At 65.1% G+C, this 15,598-nt stretch carries 15 protein-coding genes, 1 tRNA gene and 1 pseudogene; 13 read left to right on the top strand and 4 right to left on the bottom strand.

The features are described 5' to 3' along the window. Nucleotides 1–504 (top strand): DUF192 domain-containing protein, encoded by a 504-nt coding sequence (locus tag EDF56_RS09500; RefSeq protein ID WP_243652513.1) that lies wholly within the window; start codon nt 1–3, stop codon nt 502–504. 6 nt (nt 505–510) lie between these two features. Here EDF56_RS09500 and EDF56_RS09495 read toward each other — a convergent pair whose 3' ends face one another. Beyond that, entirely contained in the window at nt 511–1,515 is a 1,005-nt protein-coding gene (locus tag EDF56_RS09495) for a PHB depolymerase family esterase (RefSeq protein WP_243652546.1), read from the bottom strand. A 285-nt stretch (nt 1,516–1,800) separates the two neighbouring features. On the opposite strand from EDF56_RS09495, the gene EDF56_RS09490 reads away from it, so the two are divergent. Further along, nucleotides 1,801–2,208 carry an NADH:ubiquinone oxidoreductase subunit NDUFA12 gene (locus tag EDF56_RS09490; protein WP_132386695.1) on the top strand — a complete coding sequence of 136 codons (408 nt, stop codon included), beginning with the start codon at nt 1,801–1,803 and terminating at the stop codon, nt 2,206–2,208. A gap of 131 nt (nt 2,209–2,339) precedes the next feature. After that, nucleotides 2,340–2,639 (top strand): annotated as a pseudogene (locus EDF56_RS26680) (DUF2155 domain-containing protein); the annotation flags it as partial. A gap of 35 nt (nt 2,640–2,674) precedes the next feature. Here the strand turns inward: EDF56_RS26680 and aat are convergent. Continuing rightward, nucleotides 2,675–3,493: a leucyl/phenylalanyl-tRNA--protein transferase gene (gene aat, locus EDF56_RS09480; protein WP_132387435.1), complete on the bottom strand. Its 819-nt coding sequence runs from the start codon at nt 3,491–3,493 to the stop codon at nt 2,675–2,677. 176 nt (nt 3,494–3,669) lie between these two features. Here aat and EDF56_RS09475 point away from each other — a divergent pair. From EDF56_RS09475 to nusG, 4 genes are all read left to right on the top strand, one after another. After that, nucleotides 3,670–3,745, top strand: a tRNA-Trp gene (locus tag EDF56_RS09475). A 264-nt stretch (nt 3,746–4,009) separates the two neighbouring features. After that, nucleotides 4,010–5,542: a hypothetical protein gene (locus tag EDF56_RS09470; RefSeq protein ID WP_243652512.1), complete on the top strand. Its 1,533-nt coding sequence runs from the start codon at nt 4,010–4,012 to the stop codon at nt 5,540–5,542. Nucleotides 5,543–5,688: 146 nt separating this feature from the next. After that, on the top strand, nt 5,689–5,886 hold the full coding sequence (gene secE, locus EDF56_RS09465) for a preprotein translocase subunit SecE (RefSeq protein ID WP_132386693.1): 198 nt from the start codon (nt 5,689–5,691) through the stop codon (nt 5,884–5,886). 22 nt (nt 5,887–5,908) lie between these two features. After that, entirely contained in the window at nt 5,909–6,445 is a 537-nt protein-coding gene (gene nusG / locus EDF56_RS09460) for a transcription termination/antitermination protein NusG (RefSeq protein ID WP_132386691.1), read from the top strand. A 79-nt stretch (nt 6,446–6,524) separates the two neighbouring features. Here the strand turns inward: nusG and EDF56_RS09455 are convergent, their stop codons facing one another. Beyond that, on the bottom strand, nt 6,525–7,229 hold the full coding sequence (locus EDF56_RS09455; RefSeq protein ID WP_132387433.1) for a GNAT family N-acetyltransferase: 705 nt from the start codon (nt 7,227–7,229) through the stop codon (nt 6,525–6,527). A gap of 137 nt (nt 7,230–7,366) precedes the next feature. On the opposite strand from EDF56_RS09455, the gene EDF56_RS09450 reads away from it, so the two are divergent. The 5 genes from EDF56_RS09450 (at nt 7,367) to EDF56_RS09430 (ending at nt 12,439) form a co-directional block, all read left to right on the top strand. After that, on the top strand, nt 7,367–8,446 hold the full coding sequence (locus EDF56_RS09450; protein WP_243652511.1) for an acyltransferase: 1,080 nt from the start codon (nt 7,367–7,369) through the stop codon (nt 8,444–8,446). Between the two features lie 159 nt (nt 8,447–8,605). Further along, nucleotides 8,606–9,037, top strand: coding sequence for a 50S ribosomal protein L11 (gene rplK, locus EDF56_RS09445; RefSeq protein ID WP_132386687.1), 432 nt, complete (start codon nt 8,606–8,608; stop codon nt 9,035–9,037). A 4-nt stretch (nt 9,038–9,041) separates the two neighbouring features. Then, complete coding sequence (rplA, locus tag EDF56_RS09440) at nt 9,042–9,743, top strand: 50S ribosomal protein L1 (protein ID WP_132386685.1); 702 nt, start codon at nt 9,042–9,044, stop codon at nt 9,741–9,743. 167 nt (nt 9,744–9,910) lie between these two features. Then, entirely contained in the window at nt 9,911–11,560 is a 1,650-nt protein-coding gene (locus tag EDF56_RS09435; RefSeq protein ID WP_132386683.1) for a peptidase S10, read from the top strand. A gap of 105 nt (nt 11,561–11,665) precedes the next feature. After that, a complete protein-coding gene (locus tag EDF56_RS09430; protein ID WP_132386681.1) occupies nt 11,666–12,439 on the top strand; it encodes an SDR family oxidoreductase in 774 nt (257 codons plus the stop codon). 271 nt (nt 12,440–12,710) lie between these two features. On the opposite strand, the gene EDF56_RS09425 is transcribed toward EDF56_RS09430, so the two are convergent. Continuing rightward, entirely contained in the window at nt 12,711–14,534 is a 1,824-nt protein-coding gene (locus tag EDF56_RS09425; protein ID WP_132386679.1) for a DUF885 domain-containing protein, read from the bottom strand. A 214-nt stretch (nt 14,535–14,748) separates the two neighbouring features. On the opposite strand from EDF56_RS09425, the gene EDF56_RS09420 reads away from it, so the two are divergent. Next, nucleotides 14,749–15,597, top strand: a complete 849-nt coding sequence (locus EDF56_RS09420; protein ID WP_132386677.1) for a TauD/TfdA family dioxygenase — start codon at nt 14,749–14,751, stop codon at nt 15,595–15,597. The last annotated feature ends 1 nt before the right edge of the window (nt 15,598 follow it).

Below are 15,598 nucleotides of genomic sequence, written 5' to 3'. Positions count from 1 at the left end.
ATGGACATCGCTCGCAAGTTTGCCGCTTTTCTGCTGCTCCCCGTACTGATGCTGCCGGCCGCCTGCTCGAAAGGCGCGGCCGAGGCGGCGGCCACTGCCCCGTCCGAAACGGCGTCGGTTCATCCCGAATCGGGGCTCGCGGTGGTGCCGCTGACGGTCGGGCTGGCGTCGGGCAAGAGCCATGCCTTCCGCGTGGAAGTGGCCGCGACCGAGGCGGAGCAGGCCAAGGGCCTGATGTTCCGCACCGAAATGGGCGCGGACGAGGGCATGATCTTCCCCGAGAAGGCCCCGCGTCAGGCGGCCTTCTGGATGAAGAACACGGTAATCCCGCTCGACATCCTGTTCATCGGGCCCGACCACCGCGTGCTCAACATCGCCGCCGATGCGGTGCCTTATGACGAGCGGCCGCTGCCGTCCAAGGGGCCGGTGATCGGCGTGCTTGAACTCAACGGCGGGCGCGCCGCGCAGCTTGGCATCGCGCCGGGTGACAAGGTGAGCTGGTAGGCGTTTTCAGGTTCCGGTTTCGGCAAGCCGGTCGATCATCGCCTGTACCGAACTGGTCTGCGGACCATAGCGCGTGGCGAACGGCCCGGTGTAGCCCCACCAGTCCCAGCAGCCCATCGGATTGCCGGAAAGCGGGCTTTTCTCGACTTGCGGATAGAGCACCACGATGCGGTTGGTGTCGGCCCAGGCGTTGTATCCAAGCTGCGCATAGACTGCATTGCCGGTGTAGGCGGCCGCCTGTCCGCAGCCGTGGAAGACGACATGGATGCGGCAATTCGCGCCCGTCTCGCGGCAGGGCTTGGGAATATAGACATAGCCGGTCGTCGCCATGGCGCTGAGCGCGGAGAGATAAGGCGACTGCGCGAAGGCTTGCGGTGCGCTCGATAAAGCCGTGGCCGGGGGTGCGAGGTCGCCGCCAACGAGCTTGGTCAGGATTGCGCCGGGCTGGTCATAGCGGGGCATGCCCGTGGCTGTGGCGTCGGCACCGCAGCGGTTCACGAACGGCGTGCCCAGAATGCCGCAATTGTGCGGCGCTGTGAGCGAAAGGAAGGCGTGCTCGGCCGGGAAGTTCTGGAGATACTGAAGGTTTGCGGCGGGCACGCCGACATCGACATAGAAGTCGCGCAGAGCATCGAGTGCGCCTTTGCCCACCACACTGTCGGCCGCGCCGTGGAAGAGGTAGACGCGCTGATCCTTCACATGGACGAGCGGATCGATGGCGCCGCTCATCTCGTTCATCTGCGCGGCGATCCTCGCTCCGGCGCCCGAAGGCGTGCCGGTCATGCAGGCCGTGACCACGGTGATGCCCGCCAGTCCGCAGCCGTAAGGCCCGCCCGCGACGATGCCGACGCCGCTTACCGTGGCGGAATGGATCACCGAGAACTGCGCGGCCATGAACCCGCCGGAGGACAGGCCCGAGACAGTGACGTGATTCGCGTCCGCACCCAAAGCGGGCAACTTGGCCAGCCTGGTCGCGGTTTTTGGCGCTGCATCGGCGCGCGATGGCGGCATCACGGTTGAAAAAGCGAGCGGGAGCAGAGCGACAAATGCAAGTCGCGCGAAAACCTGTCGACGCATGCGAAACCCTCCCCAGGGTTGTTGCCAAGCCAAGCGCCTTCAGGCTTCTCTCCCGCATGAGAGGCTGATCCTGCGGGCCGTGCATGTCCAGTGCGCGTTCGGGGGAGATGCCTCGGAAACGGAATAAGAAGCGGGGCTGCCCGCGAAACCCCCAGCGACTATCGTTTTCGCACGGGAACATGCTTGGCATCGGCGCGGAACGGCGCTAACGCGCAGCCCATGGGAATCCTGTCCAAGATCTTCACCTGGTGGGACGGCGCCACCATTGGCACCTCGCTCTGGAGCTCGCGCAATGGCGAGCACGTCGGCACCGACGCGCAGGGCAACAAGTACTATCGCTCGAAGTCCGCCAAAGTGCGGACTACCGAGGGGTATGACCGCCGCTGGGTGATCTACGCGGGCGCCAACGACGCCAGCAACGTCCCCGCCGAATGGCACGGCTGGCTGCATCACAGCTATGACGGCGTGCCGGAAAGCCACCTGCCGCCGCCGCGCATCTGGGAAGTGGATTATTCGCCGAACGCCACTGGCACGGTCGAGGCCTATCGCCCGCAAGGCGCGCTCGAACGCGGTGGTGTGCGTGCTGCCGCCACGGGCGATTACGAGGCCTGGTCGCCGGAAGCCTGAAAGGCGCGCGCGTGAAGCGGTCTCTCGCTCTCGCTCAGGTGCTTGCCTTGCCGCTGGCGCTGGCCGCCTGTGGCAAGGGCGAGCCCGCGCCTGAGGCGCAGGATACCTCTATCCCCGATGCCATTGCCGGCATGCAGGCCGGTCCGGCGCAAGCCGCGCAGGGCCAGCAGCTCGGCACGCCGAACAAGGACCGCGTGGTCACGCTCGGCGTCCTCAACAAGCGCAACAACCTGACGCAGGACCTGGTGATGAAGCCGGGCGAGGCCAAGCGCATCGGCAATCTGGTGGTCAAGGTCGCCACTTGCGAGAAGTCGCTCCCCTGGGAACGGCCGCAGGAAGAGGGCGCTTTCGTTCAGGCCTTTGTCGAGGAACGCGCCAACGCGAACGAGAAGCTCGCGTGGCACAAGGTGTTCTCGGGCTGGCTGTTCAAGAATTCACCCGCGCTCAACACCGTGCAGCACCCGGTCTATGACGTCTGGGTCAAGAACTGCGCGATGAGCTTCCCGGGTGAAGAGGCACTGCCGCCGGGTGCCGAATCGACTGGCAACGCCAAGAGCGCAGCAAAGGCCTCGGGCAATGGCAACGCGGCGCCTGCGCCCGCTGCCTCCGAATCGGCTGCGGCGCCATCGCCCGCACCGGCATCGCCCGCACCCACCTCGACTGCGCCTTCGCCCGCCGCGACTCCCGACTGAGCCTGCTGCAACAGCGCGAGATAGCGCTTCTGCGGCATTTCCACCGCGCCCAGCGAGGCGAGGTGCGGCGTCATGAACTGGCAGTCGAGCAGAGTCGCGCCGCCAAGGCGCAGCGCCGCCACCAGCCAGCACAGCGCCACTTTCGAGGCATCGGGCACGCGCGAGAACATGCTCTCGCCGCAGAACACCCGGTCGAATCCCACGCCGTAGAGCCCGCCCACCAACGCGCGCTTGCCGTTCGCGTCGTCCTGCCAGACCTCGATCGAATGCGCCTGACCCAGGAAATGCAGATTCTCGTAGCTCGCCTGGATGCGGTGGCTGATCCAGCTGCCTGATTCGTCGTCGCTGTCCGGCCGCACCTGACGCGGTGCGGCGCAGGCTTCCATCACTTCGGAAAAGGCCGCGTTGCAAGTAACCGTGAATCGGCCCCGCCGCAGCGTGCGGGCCAGCGAATGCGAAAGGTGGAAGCCGTCCAGCGGGAGAATCGCCCGCAGGCGCGGCTCGATCCAGAAAATCTCCGGATCGTCGCGGCTGTCCGCCATCGGGAAAATCCCGCTGCGGTAGGCGAGCATAAGAAGCTCCGGCTCGATCATTCTGGTGGAACTGGGCGCGTGCACGTGTCTTGCCTGACTGGATTGGCGGGTGAGAGGGTGTCTATGGCTTAACAGATTGTGGGGGCGGATTGCAGGGCTGTGGATTAAGTTCGTGCCTTTCTGCCGTAATCCCCTTGTCATCTGCGCCAAGGCGCTCTAGAGGCAACCCCGCCCGCAGGAGTGTAGCTCAGTTGGTAGAGCATCGGTCTCCAAAACCGAGGGCCCACGGTTCGAGTCCGTGCACTCCTGCCAGCATTTTCTTCGCACCATTGCAACGCGGAGCCCCGGAAATCCCCGGGGCCCTGCGCTGCAATGGTGCGATTTGCATTGGTCGCCCCGTCTTCGCGTTTGCGATAAGCCGCAAGCCGCGATACCGTGAAACGCTTGCCAATCGCGCGATTGCGGTTAGGCGCGCTCAGGAGGGGCCGCTTCTGGCGATTCGGGCACTCGTGGAGCCAAGGGCTCCCGCCCCGAAGGGCGCCAGACTGGCTTAAGTCGGGAAAGAATACCTCGCAGATGCACGGTACCGCGCAACCGCAGACCCAGAACCTGTTCAGGGCCATGGCCAAGGCCGTGACGGGCATTCGCATGCCTGCGATCGACCGCGGGCTGGCCTTCGCGCTGGCCATGGCGGTGATCGCCGCCTTGCCGGTGCTGGTCGCCTGGGCGCCGCAGATGACCGACTATCCCTCGCACCTTGCGGGGTACAAGGTCGCGCTCGATCACGGGCAGGATCCCTATCTCACCCGCTATTTCCGCTTCAACTGGGAGTGGACGGGCAATCTCGGCGTCGAACTGCTGATGGTGCCGATGGCGCCGGTGTTTGGGCTGGAGCGGGCAGGGCGCATCATCGTTGCGCTGATTCCCTTCCTTTCGGTGCTTTCGGTCCATGCCCTGTGCCGGTCGCTCGGCCGCCGCATGAACGTGGGGCCTATTCTGGCGCTGGCGATGATCTGGTCGCCCTCGCTGCTGATGGGCTTCGTCAACTGGTCGCTCTCGGTGGCCATGGCGCTGTTCGTTTTCGCGGCCTGGGTGCGGCTGGAGGGCAAGGCCTGGCGCTGGATACCGATGGTGCCGGCCGGATTCGTCGTCTGGCTCTGCCACGTCTCGGGCTGGGGCGTGATGGGCGTGATGATCTTCGGTTACGAATGGGCCCACCGGAAGAGCTGGCGCGACTGGCGCCCCTTCGTGAAGCCCTGGCCGCTGATCTTCCCGTTGCTGCCGATGCTCGCCGGCATGGGATCCAACTCCAAGGTTTCCTACGGACGCTGGGTGCTCGATTACAAGTGGGGCATCCTTTACCGGTCGATGCGCAGCTTCGACTACAGCTTCGACATCGTTAGCCTCTGCGCCGTTCTGGCGGTGCTGGCGGGCGCGCTGGCGCTGCGCAAGATCGATGGCCGCTTCGGCTGGGCCGCGCTGATGCTGCTGGTGCTGACGCTGATCGTGCCGCGTCAGATCTTCGGCGGTGACTATGCCGACTATCGCCTGAGCACGATGGCGCTGATGGTCGCCTGCCTCTCGATCGACTGGACTCTGCCGCGCTGGGCGGTCTCGGCGGCAACCGCGCTGTTCGTCTCGCGGACGCTGGTGACCACGGTGGTCTGGTATCAGGACGCGCAGACCGCACACGAACTGATCGCCGCGCTGGACCAAGTGCCGGAAGGCGCCCGCGTCGCTACCGCCGTGGCGATTCCGCGCCGGCAGTGGCGCTTCGGCCCGTTCGAGCATTTCGGCTCCTATGCCGTGGTGCGGCGCAGCGCGATGGAGAATTCGAACTTCGCGTTGCCTGACGTGCATATGCTGTCGATGCGCGATCTTTCGTACCGCTTTGCCGATCCGACGCAGCGCATTCTCTACGCGCCGCAGCAGCATATTGACCTGCGGACTTTCCCGCCCGCGCGCCATGCGGACTACCTCTGGTATATCGGCACGATCAAGCCCGTGGCCCTGCCGGACGGCGCACGCGTGCTCTATTCCAGCTCGAACTCGTTCCTCGCGCGGCTTGCTGATCCGGCAGACCTTGCAAATCGGGCAGACGGACGCTAAGTCGCGCTTTCCTTCCGACATAAGGATCCTATCTGCCCCTCCCGGCCCCGGCCGGGGCGGCGATGGCCCCTAGCCGGAAGCGGCGAGACATTTTCCCGCCCGGGCTTCCATCCCGGGCACCAGGCAGAGATGCGAGTACGACTGACATGGCCAAGACCACTCCGGGCGAATTCTTCCGCCAGGTGCGCAGCGAAGCCTCCAAGATTCACTGGCCGTCGCGCCAGGAAACGGTGACGACCGCGATCTTCGTCGGCCTGATGACGCTGCTGCTGGCAGTGTTCTTCCTGGGCATCGACGCACTGTTCGGCTGGATCGTCAGCTCGCTCCTGTCGCTGATCGGCTGAAACCAGACAACGAGAGAGAACCATGGCCCGCTGGTACATCATCCACGCCTATTCCGGCTTCGAGAACAAGGTGAAGGAATCCATCCTCGGCGAAGCCGAGCGTATGGGGCTGTCGCAGCTCGTTGAGGACGTGCAGGTTCCGCACGAGACCATCACCGAGGTCAAGCGCGGCAAGAAAGTCCAGGTCGAGCGCAAGACCATGCCCGGTTACGTGCTCGCCAAGCTGACGCTGAACGACGACGTCTATCACCTCGTCAAGAACACCCCGAAGGTCACCGGCTTCCTGGGATCGAGCGGCAAGCCGCAGGCGATCAGCGAGAGCGAGGCCGCGCGCTACTTCGGCGCTGCCGAAGCCGCTGCCGCTGCCCCGCGCAAGACGGTCAGCATCGATTACGAGATCGGCGATTCGGTCAAGGTGCTGGACGGTCCGTTCGCGACCTTCAACGGCATTGTCGAGGAACTCGATTTCGACAAGAACCGCGTCAAGGTTTCGGTCTCGATCTTTGGCCGCGCGACGCCGGTCGAACTCGATTTCGAGCACGTCGAACTCAGCAAGTAATCCGCGTCGCCTCGCTTCGTGCGGGGCTGCTGGATCGAAAAGAGGCGCTTTCCCAGGTGGAAAGCGCCTCTTTTTCGTTTCAGGCGCTAGGTGCGTAGATCGTCAGGCTCACGCGCGCGCGCTCGACGAAGCCGAGCTTGTGATAAAGCGCCAGCGCGGCGGCATTGTCGGCATAGGAATGCAGGATCGGTGTGCGGCCGGTGTCGAGAATCGCGGCGGCGACCCGGCGGGAGAGCAGGGCGGCCAGCCCGCGGCCCCGCGCGTCGGGATGGGCGCAGACGGCGCTGACTTCGATATGGGATCCGGTGCGGGTGCGCTGGCCGGCCATGGCGAGCAGGCGGCCATCCTCTTTCACACCCCAGAATTCGCCCAGTTCGCCGGTCCGCGTGCCGAAGGGGCCCGGCTCGGTCAGCGTGGCCAGTTCCAGCATCTCGGGATGGTCCGGCGTCTCCAGCGAGACGATGCGCGGGTCCTGTACCGCCGCGTCGATGGCATCCCGCGCCGCTGCGTCCCCGGCGAAGATCATCTGCACGCCTTTCGCGGTCTTCACGAGATCGATGCCGGGCACGGGAACCGATTCGCCGGGCTGCATCAGCGCGAGCGGCCCATGTTCGCGGCACAGCGCGGCGAAGTCGGCAAGACTTTCGGGCGAATGGTCGCGCACTGCCGCCAGTGGGCCGATATCGGGATGGAAGCGGCGGGCATTGCCGCTCCCGAGTGCAAAACGCGCCTGTTCGCCGGTGAGAGCATTCCAGATCAACTGGTCGAGTTCGGTATTTTCCATGGTCCGGCCGATATGGCGAGCGGCGGGCGCGGCGTGAAGCCGCAATTATCAGCCTCTTAACCCTGACCCTGCTAAGCATTCGGGCGATGGGGATTTTCGCAACCTTGAAAGGCGAGGCGACAGGGCCGGGCGGACGCTTGACGCGTCTCGATGGGTTGCGCGGGCTTGCCGCGTGCGGGGTCGCGCTGCTCTACCACCCGCAATCGCTGTTCGCGCCCGACGTGAACGCGGCGCTGCCGGGACTGCTGCGCTGGTTCCAGCACTGGGGCTGGACGCTGGTGGACCTGTTCTTCCTGATCTCTGGCTACATCTTCGCGCATGTCTATTTGATCGAGCGCTCGCCGGGGCAGGGCTATGTGCTTCGGCGCGGCACGCTGGAGAGCTTCGCGGTGGCGCGCGCGGCGCGGCTCTATCCGCTACACCTTGTCATGCTGCTGGTCTGCGGCGTGGTGTTTCTGGACGATCCCGGCAACACCCCGCTCGCCTTGATGGCGCACCTTTTCATGTTGCAGGGCTTCGTCGGCTGGGTTGGGCACAGTTTCGACGGACCGAGCTGGTCGATCTCGGTCGAATGCGCCTGTTACGTGCTGTTCGCGCTCGGAGCGGTGGGCGGTCGGCGCACATTGCAGCGGGTGACGGTACTGGCGATCCTGGGCGCCCTGCTGCATTTCGCGGTGCAGGGCAGGGCGGGCGGCCCCTGGGTCGGGGATGGCCTGCCGCGCGGATTGCTCGGCTTCTTCCTTGGCCAGGTGCTCTGGCATGCGCGGGCGCGGCTGCGCCATGCGCCGTCGATGCTGTTGCTGTGCCTCATGGCGATCGGCATTTCGCTCGACATGGGCCGGATGAGTTCCCTGCTGCCGCTGAGCCTGCTGGCATGGCCGGCGCTGTTGCTGCTGGCATTGCGGCTGAAGATCATGGGTTCGGCGCCGATGCGCTGGCTGGGCGACCGGTCCTATGCGATCTACCTCGTGCACTGGCCGATATTGATGCTGGGCGAGCAACGCTTCGGGCATATTCCCGGAGACGGCACCACCTGGATTGTGGTGACCCTGCTCTACTCGGCGTTGGTACTGCTGGCTGCGGACGTCTCGTTCCGCTATATCGAGGGCCCGGCCCGCCACGCGATCCGCGCGGTATGGCAGCGGCGGGCAGATCAGCGGGCACAGCGGCGGGTGGCAGGTCCGTCCGGCGCGTCGGCCGATATGGGCGGGGCCTGAACTCGGCCCTTTCCTTTCTTTCCGATTTCGTTTAGGGGCGCGCCCTTCGGACCGGATCCGTTCCGGTGCGATTCCCTGCGGGAGGATGCGCCAGTGTCCGTAAAACCGCTAAACATGAGCATCCGCCAAGCGGCTGCGAAAGTGTGAAGGAGTGGCCACATGGCCAAGAAGATCGAAGGTTACATCAAGCTGCAGGTCAAGGCCGGCAGCGCCACGCCGTCCCCGCCGATCGGCCCTGCGCTGGGTCAGCGCGGCGTGAACATCATGGAATTCTGCAAGGCGTTCAATGCCGCCACGCAGGAGCTCGAAAAGGGCATGCCGATCCCCACCATCATCACGGTGTATGCGGATCGCAGCTTCACGTTCGTCACCAAGACGCCCCCGGCGACCTTCCTCATCAAGAAGGCCGTGAATCTGAAGTCGGGCTCGAAGGAGCCGGGCAAGATCAGCGCCGGTACCGTCAAGCGCTCGCAGCTTGCCGAAATCGCTCAGGTCAAGATGGCCGACCTCAATGCCAACGACATTGAAGCCGCCACCAAGATCATCGAAGGTTCGGCCCGCGCGATGGGCCTCGAAGTGGTGGAGGGCTGATTCCATGGCCAAGGTGACCAAGAAGCAGAAGTCGCTGACCGAAAAGCTCGGCGACAACCTCAAGCACTACCCCGTCGCTGAAGCGCTGCAGACCCTGCGCGACCTGAAGACGACCAAGTTCGACGAAACCGTCGAAGTCGCGATGAACCTGGGCGTTGACCCGCGTCACGCCGACCAGATGGTTCGCGGCATGGTTTCGCTTCCGGCCGGCACCGGCAAGACCGTTCGCGTTGCCGTGTTCGCCAAGGGCGACAAGGCTGCGGAAGCTCTCGCCGCCGGCGCCGACAAGGTTGGTGCGGAAGACCTCATGGACGACATGCAGGCCGGCAACCTCGACTACGACCGCGTCATTGCCACCCCGGACATGATGGGCGTCGTCGGCCGTCTCGGTAAGCTGCTGGGTCCGAAGGGCCTGATGCCGAACCCGAAGCTCGGCACGGTTACCCCGAACGTGACGCAGGCCGTGAAGGACGCCAAGGGCGGCCAGATCGAGTTCCGCGTTGAGAAGCAGGGCATCATCCACGCCGGCATCGGCAAGATGTCGTTCTCGGACGCCGACCTGCTGACCAACTTCAGCGCGTTCGTCGATGCGATCGTCAAGGCCAAGCCCTCGGGCTCGAAGGGCAAGTACGTTCGCAAGATCTCGCTTTCGTCGTCGATGGGCCCCGGCCTCAAGATCGACACGACCGAGATCGCCGGCGCCTGATTTTTCAGGAACCGCGAAACGGATTTAAGGGCCGGAGGGAAACCTCCGGCCCTTTTCGTTTGTCTGCCAAAGCCGACAATTTAACCCGCCGAAAGGCTTGCTTTGCGAAGGCGGCCCCGTAACTTGGCCGCTTCCGATCGTGGTCGCCCTTTCCCGAAAGTCGATAGATGAAGCCTGCCCTGGCCGCCGTTCCCTTCGCTTGCCTGCTGGCCGCGTCCGCCGCGCTGGCCGCGCCACCCGCGACCAAGGCGGATGCGCCGGTGAATGCGCCGTCGGGCGATGCGGACAAGCCGGTCGCGCTGTTCCAGCCGGAAGCGGTGCAGTCCACCGGATCGGTCAGCGTCGGCGGCTCGCGCATCGCCTATCACGCGGTGGCGGGGACGCTGGTTGCCCATGCCAAGGGCTGGGAAGACACCGACGCGCTTGACGCCAAGGCCTCCGATGACGACGACGACGCGAAGGCGGGCAAGGCCGAAGCCTCGATGTTCTACGTCGCCTATTTCAAAGACGGCGTGCGTTCGCCGGATCGCCCGATCACTTTCCTGTTCAATGGCGGACCGGGCTCGTCGAGCGTCTGGCTGCACATGGGCGCCTTCGGTCCGGTGCGCGTGCAAACGGCCGACAATGCCCATACCGCGCCGGCGCCCTACAGCACCGTGAACAACGACGCGAGCCTGCTCGACGCCAGCGATCTGGTCTTCATCGATGCACCGGGCACCGGCTTCAGCCGCATCGCGGGGAAGGACAAGGCCAAAGCCTTCTACGGCGTCGATCAGGACATCGATGCCTTCGCGCAGTTCGTGGAGCAGTTCCTGAACAAGTACGGGCGCTGGAATTCGCCCAAGTACCTGTTCGGCGAAAGCTACGGCACGATGCGCGCGGCGGGCATGACGCTGGCCTTGCAGAACAAGTCGATCGACCTCAATGGCGTGATCTTGCTGTCGGACATCCTGAACTGGGATCTGATGCCGGATGATCCGCAGACCAATCCCACGGTGGACCTGCCCTATATCGTCGCGCTGCCCACTTATGCGGCGACCGCGTGGTATCACAACAAGCTGGCCGACCGGCCGGCCGATCTCAAGACCCTGCTCGCCCAGGTAGAGGCTTTCGCGACGGGCGATTATGCGCAGGCACTGATGAAGGGCAACGCGCTGCCCGATGCCGAGCGTCACCGCATCGCCGCCCAACTCGCAGCCTATACCGGGCTGCCGGTGGACTATCTGCTGAAGACCAACCTCAGGATCGAATACGGCGCCTTCCAGAAGGAACTGCTGGCCGATCAGGGGCTGACCACCGGCACGCTGGACACGCGCTTTGCCGGGGCGACGCTGGATCCGCTGAGCAAAGTGGCCGATTACGATCCGCAGAGCGCGGCGCTGGAAGGCGCCTATATCGCGGCGTTCAACCAGTACGTGCGCGGCACGCTGCATTACGGCGCCGGGGAGGGCGGCGACAAGCAGTTCAAGCCGGGAATCAGCATCTACGGCAGCTGGGACTATCGCCACCAGCCCCCCGGCGCGGGCAAGCCGCTGATCGCGCTGCCCAACGTGCTGCCCGATCTGGCCATTGCGATGAAGCAGAACCCGACCATGAAGGTCATGGTCAACGGCGGCTATTTCGATGTCTCGACGCCCTATTACGAAGGCGTGTTCGAGATGCAGCACTTGCCGGTGCCACCCGCGCTTCAGGCGAATGTGGAGTATCGCCACTACGAATCCGGCCACATGGTCTATGCCCACCTGCCGTCGCTGCATGAACTGCACGACAATGTGGCGGCGTTCATCCGCAAGACGTCCGGCGGCACCGGCAACTGATGCCTGCCCGTCGGGGCAGCAGCGATCAGGCATCGTGCCCGCGTTTGGTGCTGACCGCCTTTCACCCTTAGATCCTCCGTCAAAGCAGCGCGATGGAGAGCAAGGATGAACGGAACGGTCGCATCAACTGGAGATAGAGCGGGCTCCGTCGCGGTGGTGACCGGGGGCGGTCGCGGCTTCGGCAAGTCTTTCGGTGAGGCGCTGGCCGCCGAGGGCGCCCATGCGGTGCTGGTAGACCGCGACGGCGCAGAAGCCGAAGCGGCGGCAGCAGCGATCCGGGCGGCGGGCGGCAGCGCCACCGGCTATGCAGGCGACGTGACCGATGAAGCGCGCATGGCGGCGATCATGGCCGAAGCTGCGGCGGCGCAGGGCGGGATCGACCTCCTCATCAACAATGCGGGCCTTCACAGCGACGAATACAGCCAGCCGATCGCGGCGATGGGGGTGGCCAAGGTGCGGCGCCTGTTCGACGTCAACGTCATGGGCACCGTCATCGCCACGCTGGCGGCGAAGCCCTACATGGCAGGCCGAGCCGGCGCGAATATCGTCAACATCTCCTCGTCCGCTGCCCATATGGGCGGCACGGCCTATGGCACGTCCAAGCTGGCGGTTGCCGGGCTGACGATCACTTTCGCCCGCGAACTCGCGCCCGAGGGCATCCGCGTGAACGCGATCTCGCCCGGCCTGATCCTGACCGACACGATCCGCAACGAACTGCCCGAAGCGACCAAGGTGCGGGTGAAGGCGATGCAGTATCTCGACGCCTTCGGCGAAGAGGCGGATATCGTCGAGGCCATGCTGTTCCTCTCGTCAGCGCGCGCCCGCTTCGTCACCGGCGAGACCCTGCGCGTCACCGGCGGCATGGCGGCCGGGATCTGATCGGGGCGAATTTTCCTACAGGGCTTTGTTCTGTCATCTTGCGCGGCAGCAGAGTTCTTTGAAATCGTCGGATTTATGCCACGGACGCCGGCTCCAGACCGGGGACGGCTTTTCGGTTCAGGACCGTGTCAACTGTGTCAACCGGACTGTCACCTTGCGATCCCTCCACACCATTGCGCCCCCGAAGGAGCAGCCTGCCAGGGCGGTTCGCATGAGCCCGGGCAGGCCGCGGGCCCTGCGGCCCGCGCAATGACGAGGGAAGTCGGGGGGGCTACTTCGAGGCGGCCGCCGCGGCTTTCTGTGCGGGGATGAAGTCGCGCTCCACGGTCTCGGCAAGGATCGAGAGCGGCAGGAGGCCCTGCGAGAGAATGAAGTCGTGATAGGCCTTGCGGTTGAACGCCGGGCCCAGCGCCTTCTCGGTCTTCACGCGTAGCTGGGCGAGTTGCTCGAAGCCGTAATAGTACGAACCTGCCTGTCCCGGCATGCGGAAGGTGTAACGGTCCAGCTCCTGATCGGTCATGCCCTTGGACAGCACCACTTCATCCCGCAGCACTCGCCGGGCACTGTCGAGATCGATCATGCCGAGGTTGAGCATCGGATCGAGCATGGCGCGGGCCTGACGCTGGAGGCGGGCCTGCAATGCGATGAGCTGCCCCTCGACCGGCTCGTAGGGCAGCATCTCGCCCTCTGCATAGAGTGCCCAGCCTTCGGCGTTCACGCTGTTGAACGCATAGAGCGCGCGGGCGAGCGAGACGCCGTGATCGACCATGGCCCCGAACTGCAATTCGTGGCCCGGGCGCGCTTCGTGGGCGCTCAGCGTCCAGGTGGCGGCATCGTAGCCGAAGTCGTCATAGGCATCCTCGGCTTTCTGCGAATTGCCGGTGGTGAGGATGAATTCGCCTTGCTCGCCGGTATTGCCGATGAGGCGTGGTGCGGTCATGTGCGGCGCGGCCACGGCGGCGGCCTCGGCGGGGGTGGCGAGGCGCATGCGTAGCTGGGTCTGCGGCAGGGTGAGGATGTCTTCGCGGCGGACAATGGCCTCCAGCTCGGCATTGACCTTGCGGTACCGCGCCTCGACCTGATCGGCGGGGATCACGTTCTTCTTCAGCTCGCGGATCACCGAGGGGTAGTCGGTGGCCTTGTAGCCGAACTTGGCCGCGACCACCGGGGCCAGCGCCTGCATCTGCGCGCGGGTGACGTAGTAGCCCCGCGCGGCACGGTCGATCAGCTGGCGCGGGTCGATATCGATGCCGACCTGCTGGAGGTTCAGCGCGTAGACTTCCTCGGGCAGGCGATAATCTGCGCGGGCGGCGGGGAGGACCGTGGTCTGCGCCCACTTGGCATAGTCGGTCAGCTGCTTGTCGAGCTTGGCAAGATCGGCATCGGCGCCCTTGATGCCGTACTTCGCGAAGAGCGCGTGGATGCCCTGGATATAGGTCGGGACATTGCCGATCGCCTGCTCCACGTCGCGGCGATAGGGGCCGAGATGACCTTCGCGGCTGGTGAGGAACTGCGCCTTGGCGAGTTCGACGGCCGGCTTGGTGCCCGGCTCGCTGCCGACATAGCGGCGCAGGCGCTCGGCGGCCTTGGCGCGGCGCTCGGGCGGGGTCTGATCGGACAGCAGGTCGCCGAAGCCGGAGGCGATTGCCTGCGGCAGGTCGATCCAGTTCATCTGCAGGCGATCATGGGTCTTGATGCCGTCGATCTGGCGCTGGATGTAGGCGGCAAGGATCTGAAGATCCTGACGCACTTCGGGCTGCTGTTCGGTCGCGATCCGGCTCTTGATGTCGGCCAGGCGCGCTTGATAGGCGGCGACGAGGCGATCGTCGGCATCGAGCGAAAGGTCAGTGATCTTGCCGTCGAATTCGGGGAGGCCCATCTGCGAGGCGGACTCGGGGGTGAAGGCCGCTTCGAGCTGGATCAGCTTCATTGTCTCGGCATCGCTGGCGACGACCCAGGCCGGCTTGGCGGGGGCGGCTTTTGCAGGTGCGGTTGGGGTAGGCGCCGATTGCGCGGAGGCCATTGCCGGGAAAGTCAGCGCGAAAGCCATGGCCGCGAGGGCCGGCGCGACGCGGATAAGAGCACGTCTGGGCATGTGATGAGAAGCTCCCTGTTTTATGGGCGCCACTCTTAGAAAGCATACGACAATGCGGCACCTGCGCCCGACGAGCGACATATCCTGTTCGACGAAGAGCGTTGAATGACATGCCGTAAATCGTCGCCCCGGCGCTGCCGTCGCTACACGGTTGCGCGGAGTCTCGTCACGCTGTACACATGTTCAGCATAACCAATACGGGAGAGGCGGCCAGATGGCTATCCGCTTTGAAGACATCAAGGAACATATCGGCTCACGCGTGGTCTGGGATGACCGTGCGGACATCTTCACGCCTGAGGCGGCCAAGGCGATTCGCGCCAAGGTGGAAGAACGGACCGTCGTGGTCTTCCCCGAGCTGAACCTCACCGATGCCGAGCAGCTCGAAATCACCAACCTGATGGGTGAAAAGGTGCGCCTCACTGCGCGCAACAACGTCCAGTCAAACGATGCGGACGTCTATCAGGTCACGCTGGACGAGAAGATCAATCCGCAGCCGGAATACGTGCTCGGCACGTTCTTCTGGCACATGGACGGCATCACCGTGGACATGCCGCCGCCGTTCGCCACCTTGCTGTCCTGCCGTATCGCGCCGGACAAGGGCGGCGAGACCGAGTTCGCCAGCACGTACGCCGCCTATGAGGGCCTGTCGGACGAGGAGAAGAGCGAGCTTGAGGGGATGAAGGCCGTGCACTCGGTGCGCGCCAGCCTCTCGCCGATTGCCGATGCCATTCCGGAAAAGCACCGTGAGCGCGTGCTCGGCATCGGTCTGATCAAGGAGCATCCGCTGGTCTGGACCCACGAATCGGGCCGCAAGTCGCTGGTGATCGGCACGACCGCGGATCACGTGGTCGGCCTGGAAGTCCCGGCTGGCCGCGCCATGCTGATCCGCTTGCAGGAATGGGCGGCGCAGCCGGCGTTCTCGCTGCGGCACAAGTGGACCAAGGGCGATTTCGTGATCTGGGACAATACTGGCGCGATGCACCGGGCGATCCCCTACGACAAGTCGACCGGCCGCATGATGCACCGCACTTCGATCGCCGGAACCGAGACGGTCGCGGCCTGAT

It is taken from the genome of Novosphingobium sp. PhB165 (assembly GCF_004341845.1).
Classification (GTDB): Bacteria; Pseudomonadota; Alphaproteobacteria; order Sphingomonadales; family Sphingomonadaceae; genus Novosphingobium.
This window is presented reverse-complemented; position numbering and strand designations above follow the sequence as displayed.